This window comes from Collinsella sp. UBA1693, from assembly GCF_002320115.1.
GTDB classification, from domain to species: Bacteria; Actinomycetota; Coriobacteriia; order Coriobacteriales; family Coriobacteriaceae; genus Collinsella; species Collinsella tanakaei.
The window spans coordinates 64,952-89,647 of sequence record NZ_DCJT01000013.1; the positions used below are offsets into that span (position 1 = coordinate 64,952).

Here is a 24,696-nt window from a genome sequence, read left to right on the forward strand (position 1 = left end):
GGCGCTTGCGGGGACGGGCGCTTGCATCGTCCAAAAAAGCAAGCGAATTGCCGCTCACTGGAGCCATTGGTTGAATAAGGGGTGCCGCTTGGCGATGGGTCGGGCGGCATCTTTTTGTCTCGCGTACACTGAGCGGAAAGACGCGCCCGCGGGCGTATCTCAAGCGCGCGACGGCGCGTGGCGCTGGACCCATGAGCCCCTTGGAGGTTGTTATGAAGAAGAGGCTCCCGCTGCTTGCTCTGATGGCCGTTATGGTCGCCTCGCTGTTTGGCCTGTACGGCTGCGGCGGCGGTCCGTCCGTTGAAGAGCAGATCAAAACGGATTTGACCTCGCAGTTTGACCGCGTGAATGCGGATGATAGCGAATTGATGGACAGCCTGGACGAGGTTGCGGGCGAGGAGATCGAGCAACTGGGAATATCGTCCAAAGATTATATGGCGTCGTACCTGGACGGCTTTGCCTATGAGGTAGGCGAGATCACGGTGGACGAAGAGGCCGGCACGGCCGTGGCGAAGGTGTCCATCACCATCAAGTCGATGACCGATATCATGACCAACTTCCAGACGGCCTTTACGGAGCGCCTGGGATCCATGGATCTTGCGTCTATGACCGAGGCCGAGCTCTACAAGGAGGGCGGCAAGATCCTGCTTGAGGTAACGGATGCCGCCGAGCCCAAGGACTCTGAGATCGAGATGGGCTACACCAAGAACGAGGACGGCGAGTGGGAGGTCGACGACTCCGCCGAGGCAGCGCTGATGGGCGCGATGATGGCGTAGGCCGCTTTGCCGAAGATGATTTTGAAAGGGCGTCTCGCATGTGCGGGGCGCCCTTCATTTTGCATCTAGCCTTGGACGATGCGCAGCAGGTCGTCTGGCGTGTGGGCGATAAAGTCCGCGCCCTCGCGCTCAAGCTCCTCCGTTCCGCGGAAGCCCCATGCCACGCCGGCGGCGCGCATGCCGGCATTGTGCCCGCACTGGATGTCGACGTTGGAATCGCCCACGTAGAGCGTGGACGAGGGGTCGGCCCCAAGCTGCTCCAGAACATGGAGGGTGACGGGCGCGGCGGGTTTAGGTGGATAGGCGTCTATGCGTCCCTGGACCACGGCGAAGCGGTCCGGTCCAAAATAGCGCTCGATCAGCGGGACGGCGGCGGCGTGGTCCTTGTTGGTGAGGACGGCGAGCGTGATGCCCGTCTTGCGCATGGCGTCGAGCATGTCGATGATGCCGGGGTAGGGCGCGGTATGGTCCTCTTTGTGCTCGCCATAGTAGGAGCGAAACTCTGCCAGGGCGGTTTGGAACATCATTCCGTCGCCGGCGTACTCCGCGGGCATGAAGCGCTCGACCAACTTGAGCATACCGTTGCCGACCTTGTAGCGGTATTGGTCGACGGCGAAGGTGGGCCATCCGTGCAGATCGCAGGTATGGTTGCCGGCAAGGGCGAGATCCTCCAGCGTGTCGAGGATGGTGCCGTCCAGGTCAAAGATTACGTGCTTGAATTCCATAGTACCCCCGTGGGTTATTTGAGACGCATCGCGCGGGGCGGTGCGGGGGACAGCGGGCCGGCGCCGTTTGCCGGGTTCGCCGCGGCATGATGGATACTGCTTTGGCAACCATACCATAGGGCGGGTGGGTATATTTGCGCTTATCGTGTGTTTGCGGTCGCGGGGGTGGGCAGCGAGGCGAGTTTTCGCGATACTGTGTCACCCAAATTTGAACGGCCGCCTGCGCACCGCGCCCGGCCGCGTCGTCCCGACGGCCCTGCGACCCGACTGCCCGACTGCCCGGCGGCAGGGCGGGCCTGTCATGACGGCGTGGGGGAACCAGTACATCAGAGCAGATGAGAAGGAGTCCGGCATGCCCCAAGGCAAGCAGGTTGCTACCGCACGCGCAAACAAGCCCCATCGTGACCATAGGGCCAATCGGCTTCCTGGATTCTACGGCATGCTGCAGCTGAGCGTGCGCGACCTCAAGGGTCTGCGCGAGTCCGCTGGCTGCCGGGCGTGCCGCGCCACGGTCAACGCCGCCCTGCTGGTGCGCGCCGCCCTTATTGTGGCGTCTGCGGTGCTGTTTATCTCCGCCTTTGGCGCCGCGTTTGGACCGCAGAGCTCCATTCCGGCCGTCGCGGTCTTTGTCTTCATCCTGTGCGTGCGCTTTGTGGGCTTCAACTACGCTCCGCGCCAGAACCTGCTGGCCCTGCTGGTTGTGTTCGCCGTTCTCACGGCGGTGCCGCTGCTGGGGCAGGGGGCGGGCCCGCTTGCGCGGCTGGCGCTCAACATCGCCGGCCTCGCGGTGGTTATGGTGGTGGGCGTCGACGACCCGCGCATGGGAAACGGCAGCACATACGGCTTTGGCTACGCCCTGCTGGTGGGTGCTTCCTACGACGCCCCGCTTTCTGTCGGGCAGGTTCCCGCTCGACTGGCAACCATGGCCGCGGGCTTTGCGCTGTGCGCGGCGGTCTATTGGCGCTGCCGCAACCGCACGGCCGAGGCCCAGGCGGCAGCGGCAGCGCGCGAGCGCGGCGAGGAGCGCCCGTATAGAACCATCGTCCAAGCCTTGGACGAGGCATCGCTGCAAAATCCCAAGACCCGCTACCATATCAGGGCGGCGCTGGGTATCTCCCTTGCATTTTTTGCGGGCGACGTGTTGGGCGTGGAGCGCCTTATGTGGATGGGCCTGGTGGGATCGAGCCTGCTGACCCCGTACGCGACGGCCGTGCGCGACCGCATCTGGTGGCGCGTGGGGTTCAGCGCGGTGGGCGTGGGGCTGTTCTGCTTGGTCTACCCGGCAGCCCCGCCCCTGGTTCAAGCCGTGTTTGGCATGGTGGTGGGTATGTGCTGCGGGCTATCCGGCAAATACCACTGGACGCAGGCGTTCAATACCATGGGGGCGATGCTATTGGCGCAGACCATGTTTGGCATGGGCGGGGCGGCGTTTTGGCGCATCGCGGACAGCCTGATCGCCGCCGCGGTGGTGGCGGCGTTCTCGGTGGCGTTCAATCGCGGCATGAGCCGCCTTGCGTCCGATGGCGAGACCGCCGTATAGGCTTGTTTTGAGGAGCTGGGCGGTTGCGGCCGCGATTCGCGCTAGCAGATGCGGGGGAGCTGCTCGCCAACCAGCATATCGAGCACGCGCGTGGAGCCCCAACCGCAGCGGACGCGAACCGTGGGGCGTGCGTCTCGCCCGGTAGATGCCGCCTCGCAAACCTCGCCTATGATGGCGGCGCTCTCGCCGTAGCGGCTGGAGCGCATGGCGGCAAGCGCGGCGTCGGCCTCGTCCGCGGGGACAACGGCGACCATCTTTCCCTCGTTGGCAACCTGCAGCACGTCGTATCCCAGCATCTCGCAGGCGCCGCGGACTTCTGGGCGCACGGGGATGGAGTCCTCGTCCACATAGATATCCACGCCCGATGCGGCGGCGAATTCGTTGAGGGTGCTGGCAAGGCCGCCGCGCGTGGGGTCGCGGAAGCAGCGCGCATGCGGTGCGGCGTCGAGCACGTTGTAGATGAGATGATTGAGCGGCGCGGCGTCGGACTCGATGGCGGTGGAGAACGCCAGGCCCTCGCGTTGGCTCATGATGGCGATGCCGTGATCTCCCAATGTGCCGCTGACCAGCACCTTGTCACCGGGTCGGCAGGCCGCTCCGGAGAGCTCAACGCCCGCGGGCACCTCGCCCACGCCTGCGGTGTTGATGTAGACGCCGTCCGCGCCGCCGCGTTCGACCACCTTGGTGTCGCCGGTGATGATGGCGACGCCCGCCTCGCGCGCGGTCTGCGCCATGGTGTGGACGATCGCTCGCAGGTCCGCCATGGGATACCCCTCTTCCAGGATGAAGCCGCAGGAGAGGTAGCGCACGCGCGCGCCGGAGGTGGCGACGTCGTTGACGGTGCCGCATGCGGCGAGCCTGCCGATGTTTCCGCCGGGGAAGAATTGCGGCGTGACTACAAAGCTATCCGTTGACATGGCGATGCGACCGGTGGGGGCAAGCTGAGCGACGCCGGCGTCGTTGCCGGCGAGGAGCTCTGGCGAGCCGAGCTCGTCCAAAAACAGCTCATCGATGATGCGTTTCATCATCTGCCCGCCCGACCCGTGGCCAAGAAGGACGGTTGCGTCTGTTGAGGTATCCATGGTGAAGGTCACCCTTTCTTGGTTGCGATGGCGCCGGGGCGGCAGGGCCGCCGGGGCGGGGTTGATGCGGACGAGGACGGGCGCCGGCGTGGTTTTTGCGTCTTGCCGGGTCTTTGCGCCTTGCCGGCTTGCCTATGCCTCGCGATAGCGATAGTAGGCAGCGCAGCTGCCCTCGCTTGAGACCATGCAAGGGCCCACGGGCTTTTCCGGCGTGCAGGCGCGCCCAAACAGCGGGCAGCCGCCGGGGGTGATGACGCCGCGTAGCACGTCGCCGCAGCGGCAGCCGGCGGCCTCACGTGTGGGTTCGATGTCGACGTCAAAGCGACGGCTTGCATCCAGGTGCGCGAACTCGTCTCGAATGCGCAGGCCGGAGGCGGGGATGGCACCCAGTCCGCGCCATGTGGCGTCGACGGGCTCGAAGACCTGCTGCACCAGCTGGCGCGCGACGGCGTTGCCGCCCTGGTTCACGCCGCGGCGGTAGGCGTTTTGGATGTCCGGCGCGCCTTCGGCAACCATGCGGACCAGCATGGCGATGCCCTCGAGCACGTCGACGGGCTCGAAGCCGGTGACAACGCCCGGGGTAGAGAACTCGTCCACCAAAAAGCGGTAGGTCTCCACGCCCGTGATGGTGGAGACATGGCCCGGCAGGATGAAGCCGTCGATACGCGTCTGCGGATCGCTGGCGATGGCGCGAAGCGCAGGCGGCGTGGTCTTGTGGGCGCAGAAGACGGAGAAGTTCTCTATGCCGCGGTCGTGCGCGTCGAGGATGGTCGCCGCGATCGCGGGGGTGGTGGTCTCGAAGCCCACGCCCATAAAGATGACCTGCAGGTGCGGATTTGCCTGGGCGAGCTCCACGGCGTCTAGGGGGGAGTAGACGATGCGCACGTCGCGGCCGGCGGCCTTTTGGCGCGATAGCGACGTGGTCGATCCGGGTACGCGCATCATGTCGCCAAAGGTGGCGATGACCACGCCGTCTAGGCGCGAGAGCGCGATAGCGTGGTCTATGTCGCGGTTGGAGGTGACGCAGACCGGGCAGCCGGGGCCGGAGAGCAGGTGCACGCCGGCGGGCATGATGGAGCGAAAGCCATAGCGCCCGATGCTCACCGTGTGGGTGCCGCAGACTTCCATAAGGTTGATCTGCCGATCGCCCGCCATGGCATGGATGGAGTCGATGAGCCGGCGGGCAAGCGCGGCGTCGCGGAAGGCGCCGAAGTCGATATCGCTCATGCGGCACCGCCGTCGTCGAGCGAGGGCTCCGCGTGCGCGGCGGCTGTTTGCGCGGTGGCTGTCTGCATGGCGCCCGCCTGCGCCAGGTCCTCGTCAAAAAGGTCGGGAAGTTCGCGCACCAGGCGCAGTGTCTCCTCCGCCTCTGCAGGGTCGATGACCTGGATGCCAAAGCCGGCGTGCACCAGCACGTAATCGTCCACCTGCGCGGTGGGTACCAGGCGCAGCGACACCTCGCGCTGGACGCCCAGCATGTCGACCGTCGCGCGGCCAAGGGGGTTTATCTGCAGGATCTTACCGGGAACTGCAAGGCACATAAGACCTCTTTTACGGGTAGGGGCGTCCGCCGCGCACGGTGTTGGGCGGAGCGGGCGCGCGAATTGTTTTCTTGCTAGATGGTACCCCGCTGGCGCGGCATCGCCAATGACAAGCGTTGGTTTGGACGCGGATTGGGGAGCGACAGATCCGGGGTGCGGGGGTGGTCCTGGGGAGTGGGGGCCGAGCGAGAGGGGCGGGCCGCCCCAAGCGGGCTCCGAGCCAAATAGCGCCTTACTGCGAAATGGAGGGTGTGCCAAATAATCGCTTAGTGCGGAGGTTAGGACAAATAATCGCTTAGTGCGGTTCGGATTGTGTCAAATAGTACGTTAGTGTGGTGAAAAAGGGTGATAGATTGGTACCTTATGAATACGGTATCTGTATCGGTCGAGGTAGATGGCTTGGACGGTGGGGCTTGATGCATAATGAATTCGCTTCGAGATCTCTCCGGACCGCACTAAGGCACTATTTGTCCTAACCTCCACACTAAAGGCTTTTTTGACACGCGCCGCTGGCTGACACGCGCCGCTGGCTGACACGCGCCGCTGGCTGACACGCGCCGCCGGCTGGCGTGGGTATGATGGGTGCGGAACGCAAGAGCGCGCGGGTGCGCTCGCTGCAGAAGAAGAGGGGTGCCATGACCTGGGAAGATTATGTTGTAAGCGATGTGTGGGTTGACTGTGACCCCGGCATCGATGACGCCGTGATGCTGGCCGCCCTTTCCGGCGCGGTTGGGCGGGGGCGCGTGCGTCTGCATGGGCTTTCGAGCGTTGCGGGCAACATGTCGCTTGACGTGACGACGGCGAATCTGCTGGCACTAGCCTCTTATTTGGCGCTTCCACACGTGCCGGTTGCCCGCGGGTCGAACCGCCCCTTGGTGCGCGCCGCGTGCGATGCCGCCCACGTGCACGGGGCGAACGGCCTGGGCGAGGTCGAGGTCCCCGCGGGCGACCGAGCTCTTGCCAACGATTCTGCAGTGCTGGCAATGCACAAGGCCATTTGCTTGCTGGCGCCCGCGCGCCGCATAAGGCTGGTGGCTACGGGGCCGCTCACCAACATCGCCCTGCTGCTGCGCGCGTTTCCAGATGATGTTGCCCGCATTCAAGACGTGGTCATTATGGGTGGGTCTACCTGCGGCGGCAATGTGACCCCGCGGGCGGAGTACAACATTTGGGCGGATCCTGAGGCGGCGCACATGGTCTTTGCGTCGGGCGTGCCCGTGGTGATGTGCGGGCTGGACGTCACGCTCAGAAGCGGGCTGTCCGCAGAGCAGCTGACATCGATGCGCGATGGCGATAGCGAACGCCTTTGCGCGCTGGCTCGTATGCTGTCCTTTTACAAGGGCGATCCCGCCTCGTGGCCGCATGGCGTGTGCGTGGTGCACGATGCGGTGCCGCTGCTCTACGTGCTTGCGCCCGACCTGTTTCAAGGAGTGCGCGGCGTTGTTGAGATTGGCTTGGGCCAGGACGACCGTGGCGAGACGCGGCTTGTCGCTGCGGACGACGGCGCGGATGCTGGCGCCGCGAAGGTCTCGGGGGATGTGACACCGTCTAATGCGTTGGTTTTGAGCCTGGTGGACGCGCTGGGATTCCAGAAGGTCCTGGGCAACTTGCTCCAAGCGGTTCGCTAACGGCTTTTGGATGCCTGCGCGGCGGCTTGGGGTGTATGGCCTAGCGCCCGGCTTGGGACAGAAGGCGCCGCTCCAGGCCCCTTGCCGCGCTTCGCTGCCGTGCAAATGCAGCCCGCGGCGTCCCTGCCCGTGCGATAATCCCAAAGAGAAATCCCATCCAAGCGACCATAGATTGCGCTGGCCGCGGCGCCCGGGAGGCATCATGAGCATCTTGTGCTTTGGATCTGCAAACATCGACGACACGTATCGCGTGCCTCATATGGTTGCGCGCGGCGAGACGCTGGCGGCGACCAGCGTGGTTCGTCGCGCCGGCGGCAAGGGTCTAAACCAGGCGATAGCGCTCGCGCGCGCCGCGGCGGGGCGCCTGGACGTGGCGTTCGCCGGCTGCGTGGGGGCGGACGGCGCGTTTTTGCTGGGCGAGCTTGAGGCGGCGGGCATCGACGTGACCCGCGTGGAGGTACTTGAGGACGAGCGAACCGGGCTCGCCGTTATCCAAAATGATGACGCGGGCGACAACTGCATCATCTTGTACGGCGGCGCCAACCGCCGTGTGACGCCCGAGCTGGTTCGTCGGGCGCTGGCGTTTTATGGGCCCGGCGACATGGTGGTGCTGCAAAACGAGGTTAATTTGGTGGACGAGGTTATCGACCAGGCGGCGGACCGCGGCATGCAGGTCGCGCTCAACCCCTCGCCCTTCGATGCGTCGATTATGGACCTGCCTTTGGATAAGGTCGACTACCTGCTGGTGAATGAAATCGAAGCGATGCAGCTGCTCAAAGCGTTGAGCGCCGCTTCTGTGGGCGGTGCCGATATCGGGGCTGGAGAGGCCACCGCGACCGCGGGGGCTGACGCGACCGCGGGTGATTGGGCAGCGGTGGCCCGCGCGCTGGGCGAGCGCTTCCGCTCCACGTGCATCGTCATGACGCTGGGGGCGCAGGGAGCCTATCTTATTGACGGCGCCGCGTGCACGCACGTGCCGGCATGCCCTTGCAAGGCGGTGGACACCACGGCAGCTGGCGACACGTTCACGGGTTATTTCTTGGCGGGAATCGCGTTGGGTGACAGCGCGCTTACGGCCATGGCTACGGCTGCACGCGCGGCGTCGATCGCTGTCTCGCGCCCGGGCGCTGCCGCTTCGATTCCGTCTGCGGACGAGGTTGCCGCTGCGGACGAGGATGTTGCGGACGGGGCTGTTGTTGCGGACGAGGGTGCTGCGGACTTGATCGTCGTAGACGGAACTGCCGAGCAGCTGGTTTAGGCCAGGCTCAAGCGCTGCCGAGCGACCGCTGCTTGCCCGTAAGCGATGCACCCATCGTTGACGGGGGCGCTGTGCGGGATAAGCACTTCAAGCCCCGCGCGCTCAAGCCCATCACGGATAAACTGCAGCAGCAAGCGGTTCATGAAGACGCCGCCGGAGAGGGCGACGGCATGGATGCCGGCATCGCGGCAGATGTCTTCCGCGGCGGCGCAAGCAGAGCGGGCGACGGATTGGTGGAACGCTAAGGCCAGCGCATCCGTAGGCGCGCCGGCGTGAAGTCCATCGAGAACGCCTTGCAGCGCAGGTGCGGGATCGAGCGTCAGACGGCGTTTCGGAAGCTCCTCGTCCACACGCGCCATATGCGAGCGGGTCTGGAAGTCTGGTTCTGCGGGGCCTTGACAGGACAGCGCGAAGGGGGGCAGGTCGATGGCGGGCGCGTTGCGGTCGTGGGCTCGCCATGCGGCGGCCTCCAAGAGGGTTGCGGGTTCTCCCTCGTAGGTGGCGGTGCCGCAGATGCCCAGCAGGGCCGAGGCAGCGTCGAAGAGGCGGCCCATGCTGCTGGTAAGCGGGCTGTTGATGCCGCGCTCGACCATCTGCAGCGTGACCTCGCGCATCGTTGGATCAAGTTTGCCGAGCGCTGCCGCCGCACCGGGGTGGTCCAGCAAGTCGGCAGCGTAAAGGAGGGACAGGGCGTTTCTGCGGGCGTCGCGCACCGATGCCGCCGCGCCCGGCAGGCGCCACGGCGCGAGCGATCCCGCCCGAGCGTAGCCGCCAAAGCCGCAGAGCAGCAGCTCGCCGCCCCACACGGTGCCGTCCGTGCCCGCGCCGGTACCGTCGAACGCCAAGCCCAGGACGCGGTCGTTGCGGGAGTGCTCGGCCATGACGGCGGCGATGTGGGCGTGGTGGTGCTGGACTTCTACGAGCGGGGCTTGGTGCTGCGCTGCCTGCTGGCGCGCCCACTGACTTGAAAGGTAGGTGGGGTGCAGGTCGCACGCGATGGTGGTTTGCCGCAGGTCGAAGAGGCCGGTGAGGCGCTCGCGCGCGGCGTGCCACGCGTCGAGGGTTTCGGCGTTCTCTATGTCGCCGATATGCTGGGACAAGAAGCAGCTGGCCGAGCCGTCCGCGTTCTCGCGCGTGAGGGCGAGCGTGGCCTTCTGCTCGCTTCCGCACGCCAGGATGCAGGCGTCCTGCGCGATGGGGGCGTTTTGGGTGGCGGGCGGCAATGGGCGTACGGGCAGCGGAAGGGGCTGCGGAGCGTACCCGCGGGCGCGGCGCACGGGCATGGCGGTACCGTCGACGATGCGCACCACGGAATCGTCGTAGCGCGAGAGGATGTCGCGGTCGTTGCCCAGCAGGGCGTCGGCGATGCCGGCGGCGACCAGGTGCTCCCAGGCAAGCTCGTCGTCTGTTTCGATGGGTTCTTCGCTGACGTTGCCGCTGGTCATGACTAGCGCGGTGACGCCGGTCTTCTCGCAGGCCGCCAGCAGCAGGTGCTGCAGGGGCGTATAGGGCAGCATGACGCCCAGCTCCGGCAGGTCGAACGCGACTGCCGGCGCGACCGCGGGCGCTGCTGCCGGGCGGGCGCCGGGCGCGGGCTTGCGGCGTCGCAGCAGGACGATGGGCCGTACCGATCCTGTGAGCAGCTGCTGCTCGTCCTCGTCCACATGGCAAAGGGCGCGGGCGCGGTCGATGTCGCGCACCATGATGGCGAGCGGCTTGTTAGAGCGGCGCTTGCGGCGGCGGAGTTCGAGCACCGCGGCCTGATTGGCGGCGTCGCAGGCGAGGTGAAAGCCGCCCAAGCCCTTGATGGCGACGATGCTCCCTGCGGCGATGAGTTCGCGGCAGCGCTCGATGATGGCGTCGCTTTCTTGGCGGGTGCGCCCAATGGCGGGGACTGGTCCGGCGTCGGGCGCGGTGCCGGGCTGAGGATCGCGCCCGCGCCACGTGATGTGCGGGCCGCACTCAAAGCAGGCGTCCGGCTGGGCGTGGAAACGCCGGTCGAGCGGATCGGCGTATTCGGCAGCGCAGGCGGGGCACATGGGGAAGCGGTCCATGGAGGTCATGGCGCGGTCATAGGGCAGGTCGCGGATGATGGTGAAGCGCGGTCCGCAGTTGGTGCAGTTGATGAAGGGGTAGTGGTAGCGCCGGTCTGTGGGGTCGAAGAGCTCGCGGACGCAGTCCGGGCAGGTGGCGATGTCGGGCGAGACCAGCGTGGTGTGCGCTGTCTCATCCTCTGACGCGCGGATGATGAACGCGGGTGCGCCGGGGGCGGAAGCCGCGTCGCCGCTGCGGGATGGATGGTTGTCGAGCGGGGTTACCGCCACGCGCTCGATGCGGGATGCGGCGGGCGCGTGGGCGGAAAGCGCGCGCACGAACTTGCGCATATCCTCGTCCGCGCCATGGGCCTCGATGTGTACGCCGTCGCCGGCGTTGAGCACCCAGCCGGATATGCGGTTGGCAACGGCCTCGCGAAAGACAAAGGGGCGCATGCCGACGCCCTGGACAATGCCGGTGATATGGATGAGGGCGTCGGTCATACATGTTCCTAACTTTTGGGGTGCCGTCGCGCGGCGCGGCGCGGTGCGGGCTGCGCCGCAGCGGGCGTTGCGCGACGGATGCCGCTACAGCTCGAGGCTGGAGTCGGTCGCCGCGCAGGTGAGCTCGCCATGGGAGACGCCGCGCAGGCCCAGTAGCTTGTCGGCGAGCTCGTAGACGCGCTCGCCGCGGCCCTTGAGGGCGAGAATCTCAAGGCAGTTGTGGTGGTCCAGGTGCACGTGCATGGTCGAGACTATCTCGTCCGTGTAGTCGTGCTGGACCTCGTCCAAACGACGGGTGAGGTCGCCGGTGTGGTGATCGTAGATCATGGTGAGCGAGCCTATGACCTGCGCGTCTGGCGTGCGTTGCGCATCCTCGACCAGCGAGGCGCGGATGAGGTCGCGGATAGCCTCCGAGCGGTTGGCGTTGTCGCCGCGGCGCTTGATCTGCTCGTCGAACGCGCGGAGCAGGTCCTCCGGAACGGCGATGGAGAAGCGGGCGAGCTCGGCGGCTGCGCCCGGGGTGGTGGCCACCGCCTACACCAGCTTTACGGAGCCAACGGAGTTGTGGTCGGCCTCTATGGCGTCCTCGTAGCCCTCGAGTGCATCGTGGGCTTCGTGCAGGGCGGCCATGGCGGCTTCGAGTTTGGCGCCGATGCGTTCCATGTCGAAGTTCTCGGTGGCGTGCAGCAGCTGGTGGCTCCATTCATGGGCAAGCTGGATGGTGTCGTCGACCTGCTTGACGCTCATGGCGAGCTGGCTCATGTTCATTCCCACGTCATGCATGGCTTCCTCCTGGGGTAGGTCCAAAAAACGGACGGTTGTGTCGCTGTTGGTTCAGTGTACTACGGCGGGGCTTTCACGGTTCTTACGGATAATTGCACTACTTTTGAGATTTGATTTGTATACCAAATCAATAACATATCGAAATTCGAGGTAGCGGCGTTAGGTTACTGGGGTCTACTCAGCATTTTTTAAAATCGATGCAATTATCCTCAAGAACTGCGCAGCGGGACGGCTGCGCCTGTCTTCATGCGTGTTGTTATTGGACAGGCGGGGCAAAAAAGAAACCCCGGCGCCAGAAGGGGAGGGCGCCGGGGCGGAAGGGGGCTGTTGGTTTGCCCTCGCGGGAGGGGCGGGGTTTACAGGTGCGCCTGCAGCTCCGCCATGAGCTTGGCCTTGGGCATGGCGCCCACGGTGCGGGCGATTTCCTGACCACCCTTGAGCAGAACCAGGGTGGGGATGGACATGACGCCGTACTTCATGGCGATATCCTGGTTCTCGTCCACGTTGCACTTGGCGACCTTGATCTGGCCGGCAAGGTCATCGGCGATCTCGTCGACGATGGGGGAGAGCGTACGGCAGGGGCCGCACCACGGTGCCCAGAAGTCGACCAGGACGGGGGCGTCCTCGTTCAGCAGATCGTTAAAATTGGCCATGGTGACCTCGGTGATGTTTGCCATGGTTCCTCCTATTGGCGTGCCCGCGACGCTACGGCGCGCGGTGGTTTATCTCATCGACAAGCGTTATACCCAAGTTGCGCCAATGCTTGCAACGGTTTATGTGACAAGGTTACCGACATTGCGAGACGCCGTCCGCGCGGTAGAATGGTGCGGCATAAGAGAAAGAGGGAATCCCATGAACATCTCTACCGCCGATCGCAAATCCGCCCTGCATAATCAAGCGAACCAGGAGCTTGAGTCTCTGGTGTCGCGCGGCCTGCGCGCCGTGGGCAACGGGTTTTCGCCCGTTTTGCTGGTAAAGGGCGATCTTAACGCGGCCGAGATCGCGGGCGGCGAGCTCTTGGCGGGCGCTGACGGCAACGCGTTGCGTTCCGCCCTTTCCGCGGTGGGGTTTGCGCCCGAGGATTTCTGCGGTATGGCTGCCGTGTATGGTGAGGGCACAGACGCGTCTGCCGGCGCCTCGGGCGGCCCGCTTTCGGTTGAGTTTTTCCGCGAGGCCGTAGAGGCGTTCGATCCGGAGGCCGTGATTTTGCTGGACGATGCCGCGACGGCGCTTATGCGCGAGGCGTATGCGGACGCCCTTGCCGCTATCGAGGACTTTAACACGGCGATGCTTATGCCGGGTCTGGTGGCCCCCGTGCTGGGTCGCCGCGTGCTGGCGCTCGACGGATTCGAAGCGGCGCTTGCGGATCGCGCGGCCAAGCAGCGCATGTGGGCGTACCTCAAGCAGATTCGTCCCGCCGCCGCTCCGTACTAGAGATTCGCTCCCGGCCGCCTCACGGCAAGTCTGCGCCATGTTCTGGGCGAGCCCGTCCGCGCCGCGGGTCGGTGGCGCCTCATGTGCATGAAACGTTAACAGTCTTTACACCTGTCTTGTCAGGTGTATGGTCTGGTGCCATACTTTCCCCAACGATTGAGAGCGCGTCCGCGCGGGCGCGTCAAACAGGGGGAGACAATAATGAATCGACAATTGAATGGCGATCTCGCTAAGGACGCCGATGCGCAGAATCTGCTTGAGCGCATCGCCCGGCTTAAGCAGGATCGCGACGCCGTGATCCTGGCGCACTATTACGTGGCGCCGGAGGTCCAGGCTGCGGCAGATTACGTGGGCGACTCGTTTTACCTGGCCAAGCTCGCCGTCAGCCTGCCGCAGCAGACCATTGTGCTGTGCGGCGTGGAGTTTATGGGCGAGAGCGCCAAGCTGCTCAATCCGTCCAAGACCGTGCTGCTGCCCGAGCCCGCGGCGGACTGCCCCATGGCTCACATGGTCAAGCGCGAAACGGTGGAGGCCGCGCGCGAGCAATACGGCGACGACCTCGCGGTCGCCTGCTACGTCAACTCCACGGTAGAGGTCAAATCTTGGAGCGACGTCTGCGTGACCTCGTCCAACGCCGTCAAGATTGTCTCCGAGCTGCCGCAGCATCACGTGTTGTTTATTCCCGACCGTAACCTTGGCCGCTATGTGGCCGAGCGGGTTCCGGGCAAGCACATCATCCTCAACCAGGGCTGCTGCCCGCGCCATGAAGAGGTGTCTTTGGACGAGCTTCGCGACCTCAAGGCCCAGCATCCCGCCGCGCGAGTGCTGGCGCATCCAGAATGCACCGAGCAGGTCCTGGCGGAGGCCGACTACATAGGCGCGACCTCCGGCATCATTGCGGCCGCGGAGGCGAGCGACGCGGACGAGTTCATCGTGGTCACGGTTCGCGGCGTCCTCTATGAGCTGCAGCGACGCTGCCCCTCCAAGCGATTCTATTTCACTCATACGCCTCCCACCTGCCGCGATATGGACATGGTCACCCTGGAAAAGGTGGCGGCGTGCCTGGAGACGGGTTTGGGCGAGGTCGCGGTCGACCCCGCCGCGGCGCCCCAGGCAAAGCTGACGCTCGACCGCATGCTTGAGTACGCGGCCCGCTAGAAAGGGGAGCAGATGGACTGCGATGTTGTCATTGTGGGCTGCGGCGTGGCCGGCCTGTATGCCGCGCTGAACCTGCCCGCCACCTCGCGCGTGGTCATGCTTTCAAAGGGAGAGCTGGACGAGTGCGACTCCATGCTTGCCCAGGGCGGCATCTGCGTGCTGCCGGAGGGCGACGATTACGATTCCTTTTTTGAGGACACCATGCGCGCGGGGCATTACGAGAACCGCCGCGAGAGCGTGGACATCATGATTCGCTCCAGCCGTTCGGTCATCAACGACCTGGTGGCGTTGGGCGTGGAGTTCAATCGCGAGGCGGACGGCTCGCTGGCGTTTACCCGCGAGGGCGCGCATGCCCGTCCGCGCATCGCCTTTTACAGGGACGTTACGGGCAAGGCGATTACGTCCAAGCTGCTAGAGCGCGTGCAGCAGCTGCCCAACGTGGAGATTCTGGACCACACGGCCATGATCGATCTGCTGGTTGAGGAGGGAGAGTGCCGCGGCGTTGTGGCCTGCCCGGTGACGGAGGAGCAGTCCGTCCAGACCATCGACGAGCTTATGCCAGAGGACGCGACCGCCCCCGCTGCCGGCGACCCCGCGGCCGGCGACCCCGCTGCCGGCGAGCCCGCTGCCGGCGCCCGTCCCGCCCCCGCCTTTGAGATCCATGCGGGCGCCACGCTGCTGGCGACGGGCGGCATTGGCGGCGTCTACCAGCATTCCACCAACTTTCCCCAGCTCACGGGCGACGCAGTGTATCTGGCGACCAAGTATGGCCTTGAGACGGAGCATTTGGACTACGTGCAGATTCACCCCACCGGCCTGTATTCGCAGCGACCGGGGCGCACGTTTCTTATCTCTGAGAGCTGCCGCGGCGAGGGCGCGGTGCTGCTCAACCAGGCAGGCGAGCGCTTTGTCGACGAGCTCCAGCCGCGCGACGTGGTGGCCGCTGCCATTCGCGAGCAGATGCGCGCAGACGGCTCGGAGCACGAGTGGCTGAGCTTCGCCTCCGTGGACCCTGCGGTGGTGCGCGAGCACTTTGTGAACATTCGCCAGCGCTGCTTGGAAGAGGGCCGCGATATTTTGGACGAGTCCATCCCCGTGGTGCCCACGCAGCATTACTTCATGGGTGGCGTGCGGGTGGACTGCGATTCCGCAACTGCCATGCCCCGCCTGTACGCTGCGGGCGAAACCAGCTGCAACGGCGTACATGGACGCAATCGACTGGCAAGCAACAGCCTGCTGGAGGCTTTGGTGTTCGCGCGCCGCGCAGCGTACAACATCGCCACGGGCCGCTCGCTTGAAGTTGAGGCTACGGGGGAGCCGGCGCTAGACGGGGCGCACCGCGCAACCGGCATCGACGCATCGATCGACCGCCTGTGCGCGGCGCCCGCGAGTTCCGCGCCCAACGCATCTGATCCCGCGAGTCCGGTGCGTGGCGAATCCTCGTCCAAATTATCTCAGGCCAACTAGGAGGACCCATGAACCCCATTACCATGAACCTTGTGGCGGACGAGTATATTCGCCGCGCCCTGCAAGAGGACATTACCAGCGAGGACATCAGCACCATGTCCGTGTGCCCCGCCCGCCGCGAGGCGCAAGTGCAGCTGATTGCCAAGGCGGATGGCGTCATTGCCGGCCTGGGTGTATTTGAGCGCGCGTTTACGCTGCTTGATCCCTCGACGCGCGTGAATGCCCGCGTGCAAGACGGCGACCGCGTCGAGAACGGCCAGCTACTTGCCATGGTCTATGGCGACGCGCGCGTGCTGCTGTCCGGCGAGCGCGTGGCGCTGAACTACCTGCAGCGCATGAGCGGCATCGCCACCTACACGCGTCGCATGGCGGACGCGCTGGCGGGTACCAAGACCGTGCTGGCAGACACGCGCAAGACCACGCCCGGCATGCGCATCTTCGAGAAGGAAGCCGTGCGCCTGGGCGGCGGCGCCAACCATCGCTACAACCTTTCGAGCGCGGTCATGCTCAAGGACAACCACATCGACGCGGCGGGCGGCATTGCGCAGGCGGTCGCGGCGGCGCGCGCTCACGCGTCGTTTACGTGCACAATCGAGGTGGAGTGCGAGACGCTCGACATGGTGCGCGAGGCCGTGGACGCCGGCGCGGACATCATCATGCTGGACAACATGGATCACGACCACATGGCCCGGGCGATCGCGCTTATCGACGGGCGCGCCGTGGTGGAGGCGTCCGGCAACGTGGACCTGGATAGCATCCGCGAGCTGGCGGACCTGGGCGTCGACGTGATCTCTTCCGGCGCGCTTACTCATTCGGCCGGCATTTTGGATCTGTCTCTCAAGCACCTGCGCATGATCGAGGACGAGGACGAAGGCGTGGCGGCGGGCGCTGCCGATATCGCGCTGCATGCGGGTGAGGACAAGTGATGAAAGGTCGCGAACGCAGGCTCGAGCTTATGGGCGAGCTGCAGCGTGCCGCCTCGCCCGTCTCCGGCAGCGCGCTGGCGCGGGCCCTGGGCGTGAGCCGGCAGGTCATCGTCCAAGACATCGCCTTGCTGCGCGCCAACGGCCATGACGTGGTCGCCACGGCGCGCGGCTACGTTCTGCGCGAGGGCGCGGTCGCCGAGCTGCCCACGCGCCTGGTGAAGGTGCATCACACGGTGGACGATGTTGAGGACGAGCTCAATACCATTGTCGACTTGGGCGGCGCGGTCACCAACGTGATGGTCAACCACCGCGTTTACGGCAAGATCACCGCGGATCTGGACGTGCGCAACCGACGCGACGTCGCCCGCTATATCAAGGGTATCGAGACGGGCAAGAGCTTTCCTCTTATGACCGTTACCAGCGGCTATCATTTCCACCGCATCGTGGCGGATTCTGAGGAGGAGCTGGACGAGATAGAGGCATCGCTTGCAGAGAAGGGCTACCTGGCAGAGGTTATGCCCTATGAGGATGATTTGGCGTAGCGGCTTTGGCGTGGCGGCGCGGCGTTGAGCCCGATGTCGCGGCGGGGCTTCATGCGATGGCGGAGGGACCCGGCGGGTAAGCCCGTGGGGCCGCTTCGCCGGGGTTGCCTGCAGCATCCCGCTGCGGCTTACCCGCTGCGGCTTCGTTGTCTAGGGGTGAAATAAAAAAGAACCCGGCTCGGCGGATTATCCGCTTCGAGTCGGGTTCTCTTTAGCACGCGGGTGCGCGTACGATGTTACTCGTCGACGATCTCGGTGATCGCGCCAGCGGGGCAAGCGTCCTGGCAGGCGCCGCAGGCAACGCAGGAATCCTCGTCAGCGACGGTAGCGACGTCGTTGAGCTCCAGAACACCAGCGGGGCAAGCGTCAACGCAAACGCCACAAGCGATGCACTCGTCGGCATCAATTACGGGATGAGCCATGGTAGTTTCCTCTCTATAGTCCGATGCGCTTAGGCGACAGGCATCGGTCGGTCGGGTCAAATATACCGCGAGTAAAGGGGTTTGCAAGTCCTCGCGGTGAGCTTCTTCATACCGTTCACCGAGTCAGCTATGGCTTACTAGAGATTGCTTTTGCTATGGGTTGAAAACATGCAGGTAGAGGGCTTGCCTGCGCCCATACTCTCACTTCTAATAATTGGGATGCATTCCTAGGAAAAGTATCTTTAATAAAGAGCGGCACCGGTTTGGGCAGCGGCTGATTGCTCGAGCGCCGGCTTTGAGGCGCCCACGTGGCTGGGCGTGATGCGGTTGCTGTTTTTTGCCTTCAGTTGAACTTGCGCTCTGCTGAAAAATGCCTCCGTGCGCGCTCGACTGCTGAAAACGGCCTTCAGTTGGAGTTGCGCCAGCGAGGAGATTGTGGCTGCGGCGCCATTACCTGCAGTTTCCCTGGAGAGATCTGTTGTGCCTAAGCGCCCAACTCCAACTGGAGGTCATTTCCAGCAGCGCCAAGTCCAACTGAACCGCATTTTCAGCAAACGGGCGCGACCGGAGCTCGTTTTCAGCGGACGCGCAAGTCCAACTGGAGCGCGATTTCAGCAGACGCGCCAAAGCGCGGCGTCATGAAGCCCACTTGCATGATTGTGGAGCAATGTGAAGATGACGGAGGTCCGCCGATGTGGCCAAAACAAGAGCACCGGCTAGAGAATCCCATGCTCAGCGCACGTGGCGTGCTCACTTAAGTAACTTTAGGGCGGACGAAATAAGAAATCTTATATGAATTGACTTAGATTTTGTATATCGCGATACTTAAGGGGATATAGTACTACCGAACGAAAAAGGCACCGCTGCTTCACGGCGACTCGGGGAGCGCGGTCCAACCCCAAGAAGGGATGATTACTATGAGCAAGATCCTCGGCATCGACCTCGGTACCACCAACTCCGCCATGGCGGTCCTGGAGGGCGGCACCCCCACTACCATCGTGAACGCAGAGGGCGACCGCACCACCCCGTCCGTCGTGGGCTTCCGCGCCGACGGCGACCGCATCGTGGGCAAGGCCGCTAAGAACCAGGCCGTCACCAACCCCAAGAACACCGTGTTCTCCATCAAGCGTTTCATGGGCCGCAAGTTCTCCGAGGTCCAGGACGAGCTGAAGACCGTTCCCTACGAGGTCAAGGAAGGCGCAAACGGCCGCTGCGTCGTCATGATCGAGGGTAAGGAGTACACCCCCGAGCAGATTTCCGCGATGACCCTGTCCAAGATGAAGGCCGACGCCGAGAAGTATCTGGGCGAGACCATCACCGACGCCGTCATCACCGTCCCCGCCTACTTCAACGACGCCCAGCGCCAGGCCACCAAGGATGCCGGCCGCATCGCTGGCCTCAACGTCAAGCGCATCGTCAACGAGCCCACCGCCTCCGCTCTGGCCTACGGTCTGGACAAGAAGACCCAGGAGCAGAAGGTCCTGGTCTTCGACCTGGGCGGCGGCACCTTCGACGTGTCCCTGCTCGACCTCGCCGACGGCGTCTTCGAGGTTCTCGCTACCAACGGCGACAACCACCTGGGCGGCGATGACTGGGATCAGCGCGTCATCGACTGGATGGCAGACAAGTTCAAGCAGGACAACGGTATCGACCTGCGCGGCGATGCCATGGCTCTGCAGCGCTTGAAGGAGGCGGCCGAGAACGCCAAGAAGGAGCTCTCCTCCGCTCAGCAGGCCCAGATCAACCTGCCCTTCATCACCGCTGACGCCACCGGCCCCAAGCACCTTGATTACACCCTGACCCGCGCCGAGTTCGAGCGCATCACCCGCGACCTGCTCGAGCGCTGCAAGCAGCCCGTTACCAAGGCCCTGCGCGACGCCGGCGTTTCGCTGAACGAGGTGGACGAGGTCATTCTGGTCGGCGGTTCCACCCGTATGCCCGCCGTTCAGGATCTGGTCAAGAACATGACCGGCAAGCAGCCCAACATGTCCGTGAACCCGGACGAGGTCGTCTGCAACGGCGCTGCCGTTCAGGGCGGCGTTCTCACCGGCGACGTCGAGGGCATCCTGCTGCTCGACGTGACCCCGCTGTCCCTGGGCGTTGAGACCATGGGCGGCATCATGACCAAGATGATCGACCGCAACACCACCATCCCCACCAGCAAGACCGAGGTCTACTCCACCGCTGCCGACAACCAGACCAGCGTCGAGATCAACGTTCTGCAGGGCGAGCGCGAGCTTGCACGCGACAACAAGTCCCTGGGCAAGTTCCAGCTCTCCGGCATCCCGGCTGCCCGCCGCGGTGTGCCTCAGATCGAGGTTACCTTCGACATCGACGCCAACGGCATCGTGAAGGTTTCCGCTAAGGACAAGGGCACCGGCAAGGAGCAGTCCATCACCATTTCCGGTTCCACTGCCCTTTCGGACGAGGAAGTCGATCGCATGGTCAAGGATGCCGAGTCCCATGCCGAGGAGGACAAGAAGCAGAAGGAAGAGGTCGAGGCCCGCAACCAGACCGACTCCCTGTGCTACTCCACCGAGCAGACTCTGAACGAGCTGGGCGACAAGGTTTCCGGCGACCTCAAGAGCAAGGCTGAGAGCGCTATCGCCGACGCCAAGAAGGCACTCGAGGGCTCCGATATCGACGCCATCAAGTCCGCTGGCGACAATCTGCAGTCCGTTGCCTACGAACTCGCTCAGATGGTTTACGCTGACGCTCAGCAGGCTTCCGCTGCCGATGGTTCCTCCTCTGACGACGACGTGGTCGATGCCGACTACGAGGTCGTTGACGACGATTCCAACAACTAACGATGTCCCCGCGTAAGGAGAAGGACGTGAAGATCCCTGTTGAGTCGGTTGAGGAAGTTGATGCACCCGAGACCGAAGAAGAGACCGTAGCGCCCGAGGTTGTCGAGGAAGTTGTCGACGCCGAGGCGGAGGCTCCGGCCATGACTGAGGAGGAAATGGTCGAGGCCGCCATCCGCGCCGGTGAAGAGGCTGCCGAGAACGACTTTAAGTTCAAGTACGAAAAGGCCGTCAAAGAGCTGGAGCAGGTTCGTCACGAGTTGGGGGAAGCTGCCGAGGCCGCCTCGTCCGCCGAAGAAAAGGCGAAGGACGCCGTCGAGCGCCACGCCCGCCTGCAGGCGGACTGGGAGAACTATCGTCGCCGCACCGCCCGCGAGCGCAACGAGGAGCGCGATCGCGCGACCGAGAAGCTTGTGATGGCGCTGCTGCCTGCGATCGATGACATGGAGCGCGCGCTTGACCACGCTCGCGCCCAGGAGCTTTCTGAGAGCTTTAGCCAGTTTGTCGATGGCGTGGATGCCGTCCGCGTCAAGATCATGGGCGTGCTGGAGCATGAGGGCGCCGAGGTCATTGATCCTGCCGGCGAGGCGTTCGATCCCAACGTCCACCAGGCGGTGGGCCGTGTTGAGGACGCCAGCCAGTACGACGAGACGGTGAACGACGTGTACCAGAAGGGCTATCGCATGGGCGGCAAGGTCCTGCGTCCCGCGATGGTGACGGTCACCTACGGTGGCGAGAAGCGCCCCGCGCCGGAGCCCGAGGCCGATGAGGCCCAGGACGCCAACGAGTAAGTAGACAGGGCTTCGGAAGCTGATCGCGACCGGAGCCCTTTGCGGGACCAGAGCCGTTGTCGTGGACCCACTTGGGGTTCTTGGCGACGCGCTCTGGTTTCGTTTTGAAGAAAGGAGGCAGACGATGCCACAGGGTAAGAACTTCTACGACGTCCTCGGCGTATCACGCGACGCCTCCGACAAGGACATCAAGACGGCGTTTCGCAAGCTCGCCCAGAAATATCACCCGGATGCGGGCGGCGACGAGGCGAAGTTCAAAGAGATCAGCGAAGCGTACGAGACCCTGTCTGACGCGAAGAAGCGCAAAGAATACGACCAGCTGCTGATGTTTGGCGGCATGCCCGGCGCCGGCGGTGCCGGCGGCTATACCTACACGGGAGGCGCCGGTGCGGGCTGGGGTGATATTTTCGACAGCATCCTGCGTGGCGAGGGCGCCTTCGGCTCTGATTGGGGCCAGGGGTTTGGCGGCGGCATGGGTGGCATGGGCGGCGCCGCGGGGGCGCGTGCGCGCAGCCGCAAGGGCAGCGATCTGTCCCTGACCGTGGACGTTACGGCGGAGGACGCGTTTCGCGGCGTGACGCATAAGGTGACCTACCGCATTCCTTCCACCGGCGAACAGCAGACCATAACGGTCTCCGTGCCCGCCGGCGCGGTGGATGGCGGCAAGCTGCGCTACAAGCGGCGCGGTGAGTACGGCACCGGCGGCGGCGAGCGCGGCGACTTGGTGGTTACCACGCACGTCGAGGAGCACCCGCTGTTCAAGCGCAAGGGTGCAGACGTGAATATGGACCTGCCCATCTCCATCTACGAGGCGGCGCTGGGCTGCCAGGTGGACGTTCCCACCCCGGGCGGCGCCACGGTTCGCCTTAAGGTTCCGGCGGGTACGCAGACGGGTAAGACCTTCCGTTTCAAGGATATGGGCGCGCCGGACGTAAAGCATCGCGGTCGCAACGGCGCGCTGCTGGTCAAGATCGTGGTGCAGACGCCCTCGCGTCTTTCCGACCAAGAGCGCGAAAGCCTTGAGTCCCTGTTGGAAGCCGACCAGCGCGACTATCGCGAGAAGGTCGACCGTTTCCGCGCTAAGATGTAAGAGCTGCCAGCACGCCTAGGGTGAGGAGTTAACAATGTCCCAAGATGGACGCGACAAGCCGCTGTATATGATCAGTGTGGCCGCTGAGCTCACGGGCATGCACCCGCAGACCCTGCGCGTCTACGAGTCCAAGGGCCTGGTCAATCCCAAGCGCTCGGGCGGCAACACCCGCCTGTACTCGCAAAGCGATATCGAGCGCCTGGAGCTTATCAACCAGCTTACGGACGAGGGCATCAACCTTGCCGGCGTGGTCCGCATCCTCGATATGAAGGAGCGGGCTGAGGAGCGCGAGCGCGAGAACGAGAAGCTGCGCGAGCAGCTGCGCCGCGCGCAGGACGAGCTGCATGAGCTGAAGATGCAGAAGCGCATCACGGCCTTGGCTCCGCGCGACGGCAGCGCGAATCCGGAGCAGGTGCTGCGCGGCCTTCTGGGCGGCGGCTCGCTGTAGGCGCTTGCTTGCCGCAAATATGGCCGCCTTTACGGGTGGCGGCAACTGAACAACAAAGGGCGCTTGGCTGCATGCCAGGCGCCCTTTCGCGTTTTGAGGGTTCTCGTCCAGATTTTATCGTCCACATCTGCATGTGCTAGATTGGAGGCGACTGTTTGCTAATACTTGCTAAAAGAAACTAAAACTTGCTAAAAGGATCCAAGCGGACGGGGGCGAGAACGAACGAACAAAGGTGAGCGATAGAAGGAGCTGGTTGCGTTGAAGAACCCCCTTTACTCCAAGTTTTGGCAGCGAGCCGCTTGTTCTTGCTGGTCGCCGAGACATCATCGAGGGCATGCGGCGCGGCTATGAAAACGGAACGGGCGATCCGCGCTTGAATTTAATTGTTGTCGGTGCACGAGGCACGGGTAAAACCGCGCTGCTCAATATCATTCCAGGTATTGCGCAGGAACGCGGGTGGGCGTGCGTTAGCGTAACGGCTCTTCCGGGGATGCTTGAAGATATATACCAACGCGCTGTTGCGCAGGCCTCGGATATTCTGGACGATGGCAAAGGCGCTGGGCTGACCGGGCTGACAATAGGAAGCGCGGTTGGAGCCACATGGGAGCTGCCGGACGAGCCCGAGGGTAGCTGGCGAACAAGGATGTATCGTGTTTTGGATACCTTGGAGTCGCAGGGCACGGGCTTGTTGATTACCGTGGACGAGGTCACGTCCGATCTTGATGAGATGATTCAGTTTGCAGCTGTATACCAGCACTTTGTGAGGGAGGGACGCAGCGTCGCCCTACTGATGGCTGGGTTGCCAAACAACGTATCGAGCTTGCTGTCTAACAAATCTGCCTCCTTCTTGCGCAGGGCAAAGCAGTATCGCTTGGGATGCATCTCTGATGCCGACATGGCGTTTGCGATTCGGCAGACGGTAGAAGGCGGTGGCAGGAGCATCGAGCGGGAAGCGCTTGATCTTGCTGAAAAAGCGTCCAGCGGCTTTCCCTACATGATGCAGCTGGTGGGTTTTCATGCCTGGGAGTCCAGCGAGGATGGCGGAGCTATCGATGCCGACGCCGTGGCGCGTGGAATCGAGGTTGCTGGCTACGACATGAGGGACGGCGTGTATCGCAGCACGTTGCGAGACCTTTCGGCAAAAGATATCGATTTTCTTCAGGCGACGCTGGAAGACGAAGGCGGAAGCAGGATGGCGGACGTGGCTCGGCGTATGGGCGTGAGCTCGAGCTACGCATCTCAATACCGCTTGCGCCTTATTGACCAGGGCGTGATTGGAGAGCGCGGGCGAGGTCGCGTGTGGTTCGACATTCCCGGGTTTGACAGCTATCTTCGCGAGGAGCTGTAGCTCATAGTTTTGAGCGCTGTATTTTGGCGCGTGGCGGATGCCGTGCGCCCTTTGCTACATCTTGCGCGCTCTTCTGGGCACACCGCTGGTATATCACTGCAAAAGATTGGAGAGCTTATGTCCGGCTTTGGCGTAACGGAGACCGTGTTGGTGCTGACGTGGGCGCTGCTGCTCATCGTCCCCATAGTGCTGGCGTTTGTGGTGAGTTACTTCCTCATCAAAGCGGCGGTCAAAAACGGCGTGAAGGAAGCCATGCGCGACCTTGATATGGAGCGCCGGGCATAGGGCGGTTCGGCAAATGCCGGAGTAACCTCTGTTATATAAGCGCTTAAGAAATCTTATATATGGAGACTTAGATTTGTGTTTAGAAACCAGTCTGGTCGGAAACAATAGCCT

At 64.0% G+C, this 24,696-nt stretch carries 24 protein-coding genes; 15 read left to right on the top strand and 9 right to left on the bottom strand.

Features of this window, described 5'->3' with window-relative positions:
- Window positions 1-212: 212 nt before the first annotated feature.
- Window positions 213-776 carry a hypothetical protein gene (locus B3H65_RS09320; RefSeq protein ID WP_286685028.1) on the top strand — a complete coding sequence of 188 codons (564 nt, stop codon included), beginning with the start codon at window positions 213-215 and terminating at the stop codon, window positions 774-776.
- A 65-nt stretch (window positions 777-841) separates the two neighbouring features.
- Here the strand turns inward: B3H65_RS09320 and B3H65_RS09325 are convergent, their stop codons facing one another.
- Entirely contained in the window at window positions 842-1,501 is a 660-nt protein-coding gene (locus tag B3H65_RS09325) for an HAD family hydrolase (protein WP_286685029.1), read from the bottom strand.
- A 301-nt stretch (window positions 1,502-1,802) separates the two neighbouring features.
- Here B3H65_RS09325 and B3H65_RS09330 point away from each other — a divergent pair, with 301 nt between their 5' ends.
- Window positions 1,803-3,041 carry an FUSC family protein gene (locus tag B3H65_RS09330; protein ID WP_286685030.1) on the top strand — a complete coding sequence of 413 codons (1,239 nt, stop codon included), beginning with the start codon at window positions 1,803-1,805 and terminating at the stop codon, window positions 3,039-3,041.
- Between the two features lie 41 nt (window positions 3,042-3,082).
- Here the strand turns inward: B3H65_RS09330 and hypE are convergent, their stop codons facing one another.
- From hypE to B3H65_RS09345, 3 genes are all read right to left on the bottom strand, one after another.
- Window positions 3,083-4,123, bottom strand: coding sequence for a hydrogenase expression/formation protein HypE (hypE, locus tag B3H65_RS09335; protein WP_286685031.1), 1,041 nt, complete (start codon window positions 4,121-4,123; stop codon window positions 3,083-3,085).
- A 132-nt stretch (window positions 4,124-4,255) separates the two neighbouring features.
- Window positions 4,256-5,350 (bottom strand): hydrogenase formation protein HypD, encoded by a 1,095-nt coding sequence (gene hypD / locus B3H65_RS09340; protein ID WP_286685032.1) that lies wholly within the window; start codon window positions 5,348-5,350, stop codon window positions 4,256-4,258.
- Window positions 5,347-5,664, bottom strand: a complete 318-nt coding sequence (locus B3H65_RS09345; RefSeq protein WP_286685033.1) for a HypC/HybG/HupF family hydrogenase formation chaperone — start codon at window positions 5,662-5,664, stop codon at window positions 5,347-5,349. Before B3H65_RS09345 ends, hypD begins: the two co-directional genes overlap by 4 nt.
- A 635-nt stretch (window positions 5,665-6,299) precedes the next feature.
- Here B3H65_RS09345 and B3H65_RS09350 point away from each other — a divergent pair.
- Window positions 6,300-7,292 (top strand): nucleoside hydrolase, encoded by a 993-nt coding sequence (locus B3H65_RS09350; RefSeq protein WP_286685034.1) that lies wholly within the window; start codon window positions 6,300-6,302, stop codon window positions 7,290-7,292.
- 202 nt (window positions 7,293-7,494) lie between these two features.
- Complete coding sequence (locus B3H65_RS09355) at window positions 7,495-8,550, top strand: ribokinase (RefSeq protein ID WP_286685035.1); 1,056 nt, start codon at window positions 7,495-7,497, stop codon at window positions 8,548-8,550.
- On the opposite strand, the gene hypF is transcribed toward B3H65_RS09355, so the two are convergent.
- From hypF to trxA, 4 genes are all read right to left on the bottom strand, one after another.
- Window positions 8,547-11,087: a carbamoyltransferase HypF gene (gene hypF / locus B3H65_RS09360; protein ID WP_286685036.1), complete on the bottom strand. Its 2,541-nt coding sequence runs from the start codon at window positions 11,085-11,087 to the stop codon at window positions 8,547-8,549. The two genes, B3H65_RS09355 and hypF, sit on opposite strands and share 4 nt — an antisense overlap.
- Window positions 11,088-11,171: 84 nt before the next feature.
- Window positions 11,172-11,618 (bottom strand): nickel-responsive transcriptional regulator NikR, encoded by a 447-nt coding sequence (gene nikR / locus B3H65_RS09365; RefSeq protein WP_009141134.1) that lies wholly within the window; start codon window positions 11,616-11,618, stop codon window positions 11,172-11,174.
- Between the two features lie 3 nt (window positions 11,619-11,621).
- Window positions 11,622-11,870 carry a hypothetical protein gene (locus B3H65_RS09370; protein ID WP_009141135.1) on the bottom strand — a complete coding sequence of 83 codons (249 nt, stop codon included), beginning with the start codon at window positions 11,868-11,870 and terminating at the stop codon, window positions 11,622-11,624.
- Between the two features lie 356 nt (window positions 11,871-12,226).
- Window positions 12,227-12,547, bottom strand: a complete 321-nt coding sequence (gene trxA, locus B3H65_RS09375) for a thioredoxin (RefSeq protein WP_117679909.1) — start codon at window positions 12,545-12,547, stop codon at window positions 12,227-12,229.
- Window positions 12,548-12,722: 175 nt separating this feature from the next.
- Between trxA and B3H65_RS09380 the strand changes: the two genes are divergently transcribed.
- The 5 genes from B3H65_RS09380 to B3H65_RS09400 all read left to right on the top strand — a co-directional run bounded on the left by B3H65_RS09380 (window position 12,723) and on the right by B3H65_RS09400 (window position 17,397).
- On the top strand, window positions 12,723-13,304 hold the full coding sequence (locus B3H65_RS09380; protein ID WP_286685037.1) for a hypothetical protein: 582 nt from the start codon (window positions 12,723-12,725) through the stop codon (window positions 13,302-13,304).
- A gap of 201 nt (window positions 13,305-13,505) precedes the next feature.
- A complete protein-coding gene (gene nadA / locus B3H65_RS09385) occupies window positions 13,506-14,462 on the top strand; it encodes a quinolinate synthase NadA (RefSeq protein ID WP_286685038.1) in 957 nt (318 codons plus the stop codon).
- 12 nt (window positions 14,463-14,474) lie between these two features.
- Window positions 14,475-15,929, top strand: coding sequence for an L-aspartate oxidase (locus B3H65_RS09390; RefSeq protein WP_286685039.1), 1,455 nt, complete (start codon window positions 14,475-14,477; stop codon window positions 15,927-15,929).
- Between the two features lie 8 nt (window positions 15,930-15,937).
- Window positions 15,938-16,855, top strand: coding sequence for a carboxylating nicotinate-nucleotide diphosphorylase (gene nadC / locus B3H65_RS09395; RefSeq protein ID WP_286685040.1), 918 nt, complete (start codon window positions 15,938-15,940; stop codon window positions 16,853-16,855).
- Window positions 16,855-17,397 carry a transcription repressor NadR gene (locus tag B3H65_RS09400; protein WP_009141141.1) on the top strand — a complete coding sequence of 181 codons (543 nt, stop codon included), beginning with the start codon at window positions 16,855-16,857 and terminating at the stop codon, window positions 17,395-17,397. Before nadC ends, B3H65_RS09400 begins: the two co-directional genes overlap by 1 nt.
- 236 nt (window positions 17,398-17,633) lie before the next feature.
- Here B3H65_RS09400 and B3H65_RS09405 read toward each other — a convergent pair whose 3' ends face one another.
- A complete protein-coding gene (locus tag B3H65_RS09405) occupies window positions 17,634-17,819 on the bottom strand; it encodes a DUF362 domain-containing protein (protein WP_009141142.1) in 186 nt (61 codons plus the stop codon).
- Between the two features lie 917 nt (window positions 17,820-18,736).
- Here B3H65_RS09405 and dnaK point away from each other — a divergent pair.
- The 6 genes from dnaK to B3H65_RS09435 all read left to right on the top strand — a co-directional run bounded on the left by dnaK (window position 18,737) and on the right by B3H65_RS09435 (window position 24,585).
- Complete coding sequence (gene dnaK / locus B3H65_RS09410) at window positions 18,737-20,626, top strand: molecular chaperone DnaK (protein ID WP_286685041.1); 1,890 nt, start codon at window positions 18,737-18,739, stop codon at window positions 20,624-20,626.
- Window positions 20,627-20,652: 26 nt separating this feature from the next.
- On the top strand, window positions 20,653-21,414 hold the full coding sequence (locus tag B3H65_RS09415; protein WP_286685042.1) for a nucleotide exchange factor GrpE: 762 nt from the start codon (window positions 20,653-20,655) through the stop codon (window positions 21,412-21,414).
- Between the two features lie 124 nt (window positions 21,415-21,538).
- Window positions 21,539-22,504, top strand: a complete 966-nt coding sequence (locus tag B3H65_RS09420; RefSeq protein WP_278562619.1) for a DnaJ C-terminal domain-containing protein — start codon at window positions 21,539-21,541, stop codon at window positions 22,502-22,504.
- A gap of 34 nt (window positions 22,505-22,538) precedes the next feature.
- Complete coding sequence (locus B3H65_RS09425; protein WP_009141146.1) at window positions 22,539-22,952, top strand: heat shock protein transcriptional repressor HspR; 414 nt, start codon at window positions 22,539-22,541, stop codon at window positions 22,950-22,952.
- A 655-nt stretch (window positions 22,953-23,607) separates the two neighbouring features.
- Window positions 23,608-24,300: an ATP-binding protein gene (locus B3H65_RS09430; protein WP_286685043.1), complete on the top strand. Its 693-nt coding sequence runs from the start codon at window positions 23,608-23,610 to the stop codon at window positions 24,298-24,300.
- Window positions 24,301-24,417: 117 nt separating this feature from the next.
- On the top strand, window positions 24,418-24,585 hold the full coding sequence (locus B3H65_RS09435) for a DUF6019 family protein (protein WP_286685044.1): 168 nt from the start codon (window positions 24,418-24,420) through the stop codon (window positions 24,583-24,585).
- Window positions 24,586-24,696: the final 111 nt, after the last annotated feature.

Coding starts and splice junctions, on each gene's coding strand:
- B3H65_RS09320 (WP_286685028.1), top strand. CDS start 213: ATGAAGAAGAGGCTCCCGCTGCTTGCTCTGATGGCCGTTATGGTCGCC.
- B3H65_RS09325 (WP_286685029.1), bottom strand. CDS start 1,501: ATGGAATTCAAGCACGTAATCTTTGACCTGGACGGCACCATCCTCGAC.
- B3H65_RS09330 (WP_286685030.1), top strand. CDS start 1,803: ATGACGGCGTGGGGGAACCAGTACATCAGAGCAGATGAGAAGGAGTCC.
- hypE (WP_286685031.1), bottom strand. CDS start 4,123: ATGGATACCTCAACAGACGCAACCGTCCTTCTTGGCCACGGGTCGGGC.
- hypD (WP_286685032.1), bottom strand. CDS start 5,350: ATGAGCGATATCGACTTCGGCGCCTTCCGCGACGCCGCGCTTGCCCGC.
- B3H65_RS09345 (WP_286685033.1), bottom strand. CDS start 5,664: ATGTGCCTTGCAGTTCCCGGTAAGATCCTGCAGATAAACCCCCTTGGC.
- B3H65_RS09350 (WP_286685034.1), top strand. CDS start 6,300: ATGACCTGGGAAGATTATGTTGTAAGCGATGTGTGGGTTGACTGTGAC.
- B3H65_RS09355 (WP_286685035.1), top strand. CDS start 7,495: ATGAGCATCTTGTGCTTTGGATCTGCAAACATCGACGACACGTATCGC.
- hypF (WP_286685036.1), bottom strand. CDS start 11,087: ATGACCGACGCCCTCATCCATATCACCGGCATTGTCCAGGGCGTCGGC.
- B3H65_RS09370 (WP_009141135.1), bottom strand. CDS start 11,870: ATGCATGACGTGGGAATGAACATGAGCCAGCTCGCCATGAGCGTCAAG.
- trxA (WP_117679909.1), bottom strand. CDS start 12,547: ATGGCAAACATCACCGAGGTCACCATGGCCAATTTTAACGATCTGCTG.
- B3H65_RS09380 (WP_286685037.1), top strand. CDS start 12,723: ATGAACATCTCTACCGCCGATCGCAAATCCGCCCTGCATAATCAAGCG.
- nadA (WP_286685038.1), top strand. CDS start 13,506: ATGAATCGACAATTGAATGGCGATCTCGCTAAGGACGCCGATGCGCAG.
- B3H65_RS09390 (WP_286685039.1), top strand. CDS start 14,475: ATGGACTGCGATGTTGTCATTGTGGGCTGCGGCGTGGCCGGCCTGTAT.
- nadC (WP_286685040.1), top strand. CDS start 15,938: ATGAACCCCATTACCATGAACCTTGTGGCGGACGAGTATATTCGCCGC.
- B3H65_RS09400 (WP_009141141.1), top strand. CDS start 16,855: ATGAAAGGTCGCGAACGCAGGCTCGAGCTTATGGGCGAGCTGCAGCGT.
- B3H65_RS09405 (WP_009141142.1), bottom strand. CDS start 17,819: ATGGCTCATCCCGTAATTGATGCCGACGAGTGCATCGCTTGTGGCGTT.
- dnaK (WP_286685041.1), top strand. CDS start 18,737: ATGAGCAAGATCCTCGGCATCGACCTCGGTACCACCAACTCCGCCATG.
- B3H65_RS09420 (WP_278562619.1), top strand. CDS start 21,539: ATGCCACAGGGTAAGAACTTCTACGACGTCCTCGGCGTATCACGCGAC.
- B3H65_RS09425 (WP_009141146.1), top strand. CDS start 22,539: ATGTCCCAAGATGGACGCGACAAGCCGCTGTATATGATCAGTGTGGCC.
- B3H65_RS09435 (WP_286685044.1), top strand. CDS start 24,418: ATGTCCGGCTTTGGCGTAACGGAGACCGTGTTGGTGCTGACGTGGGCG.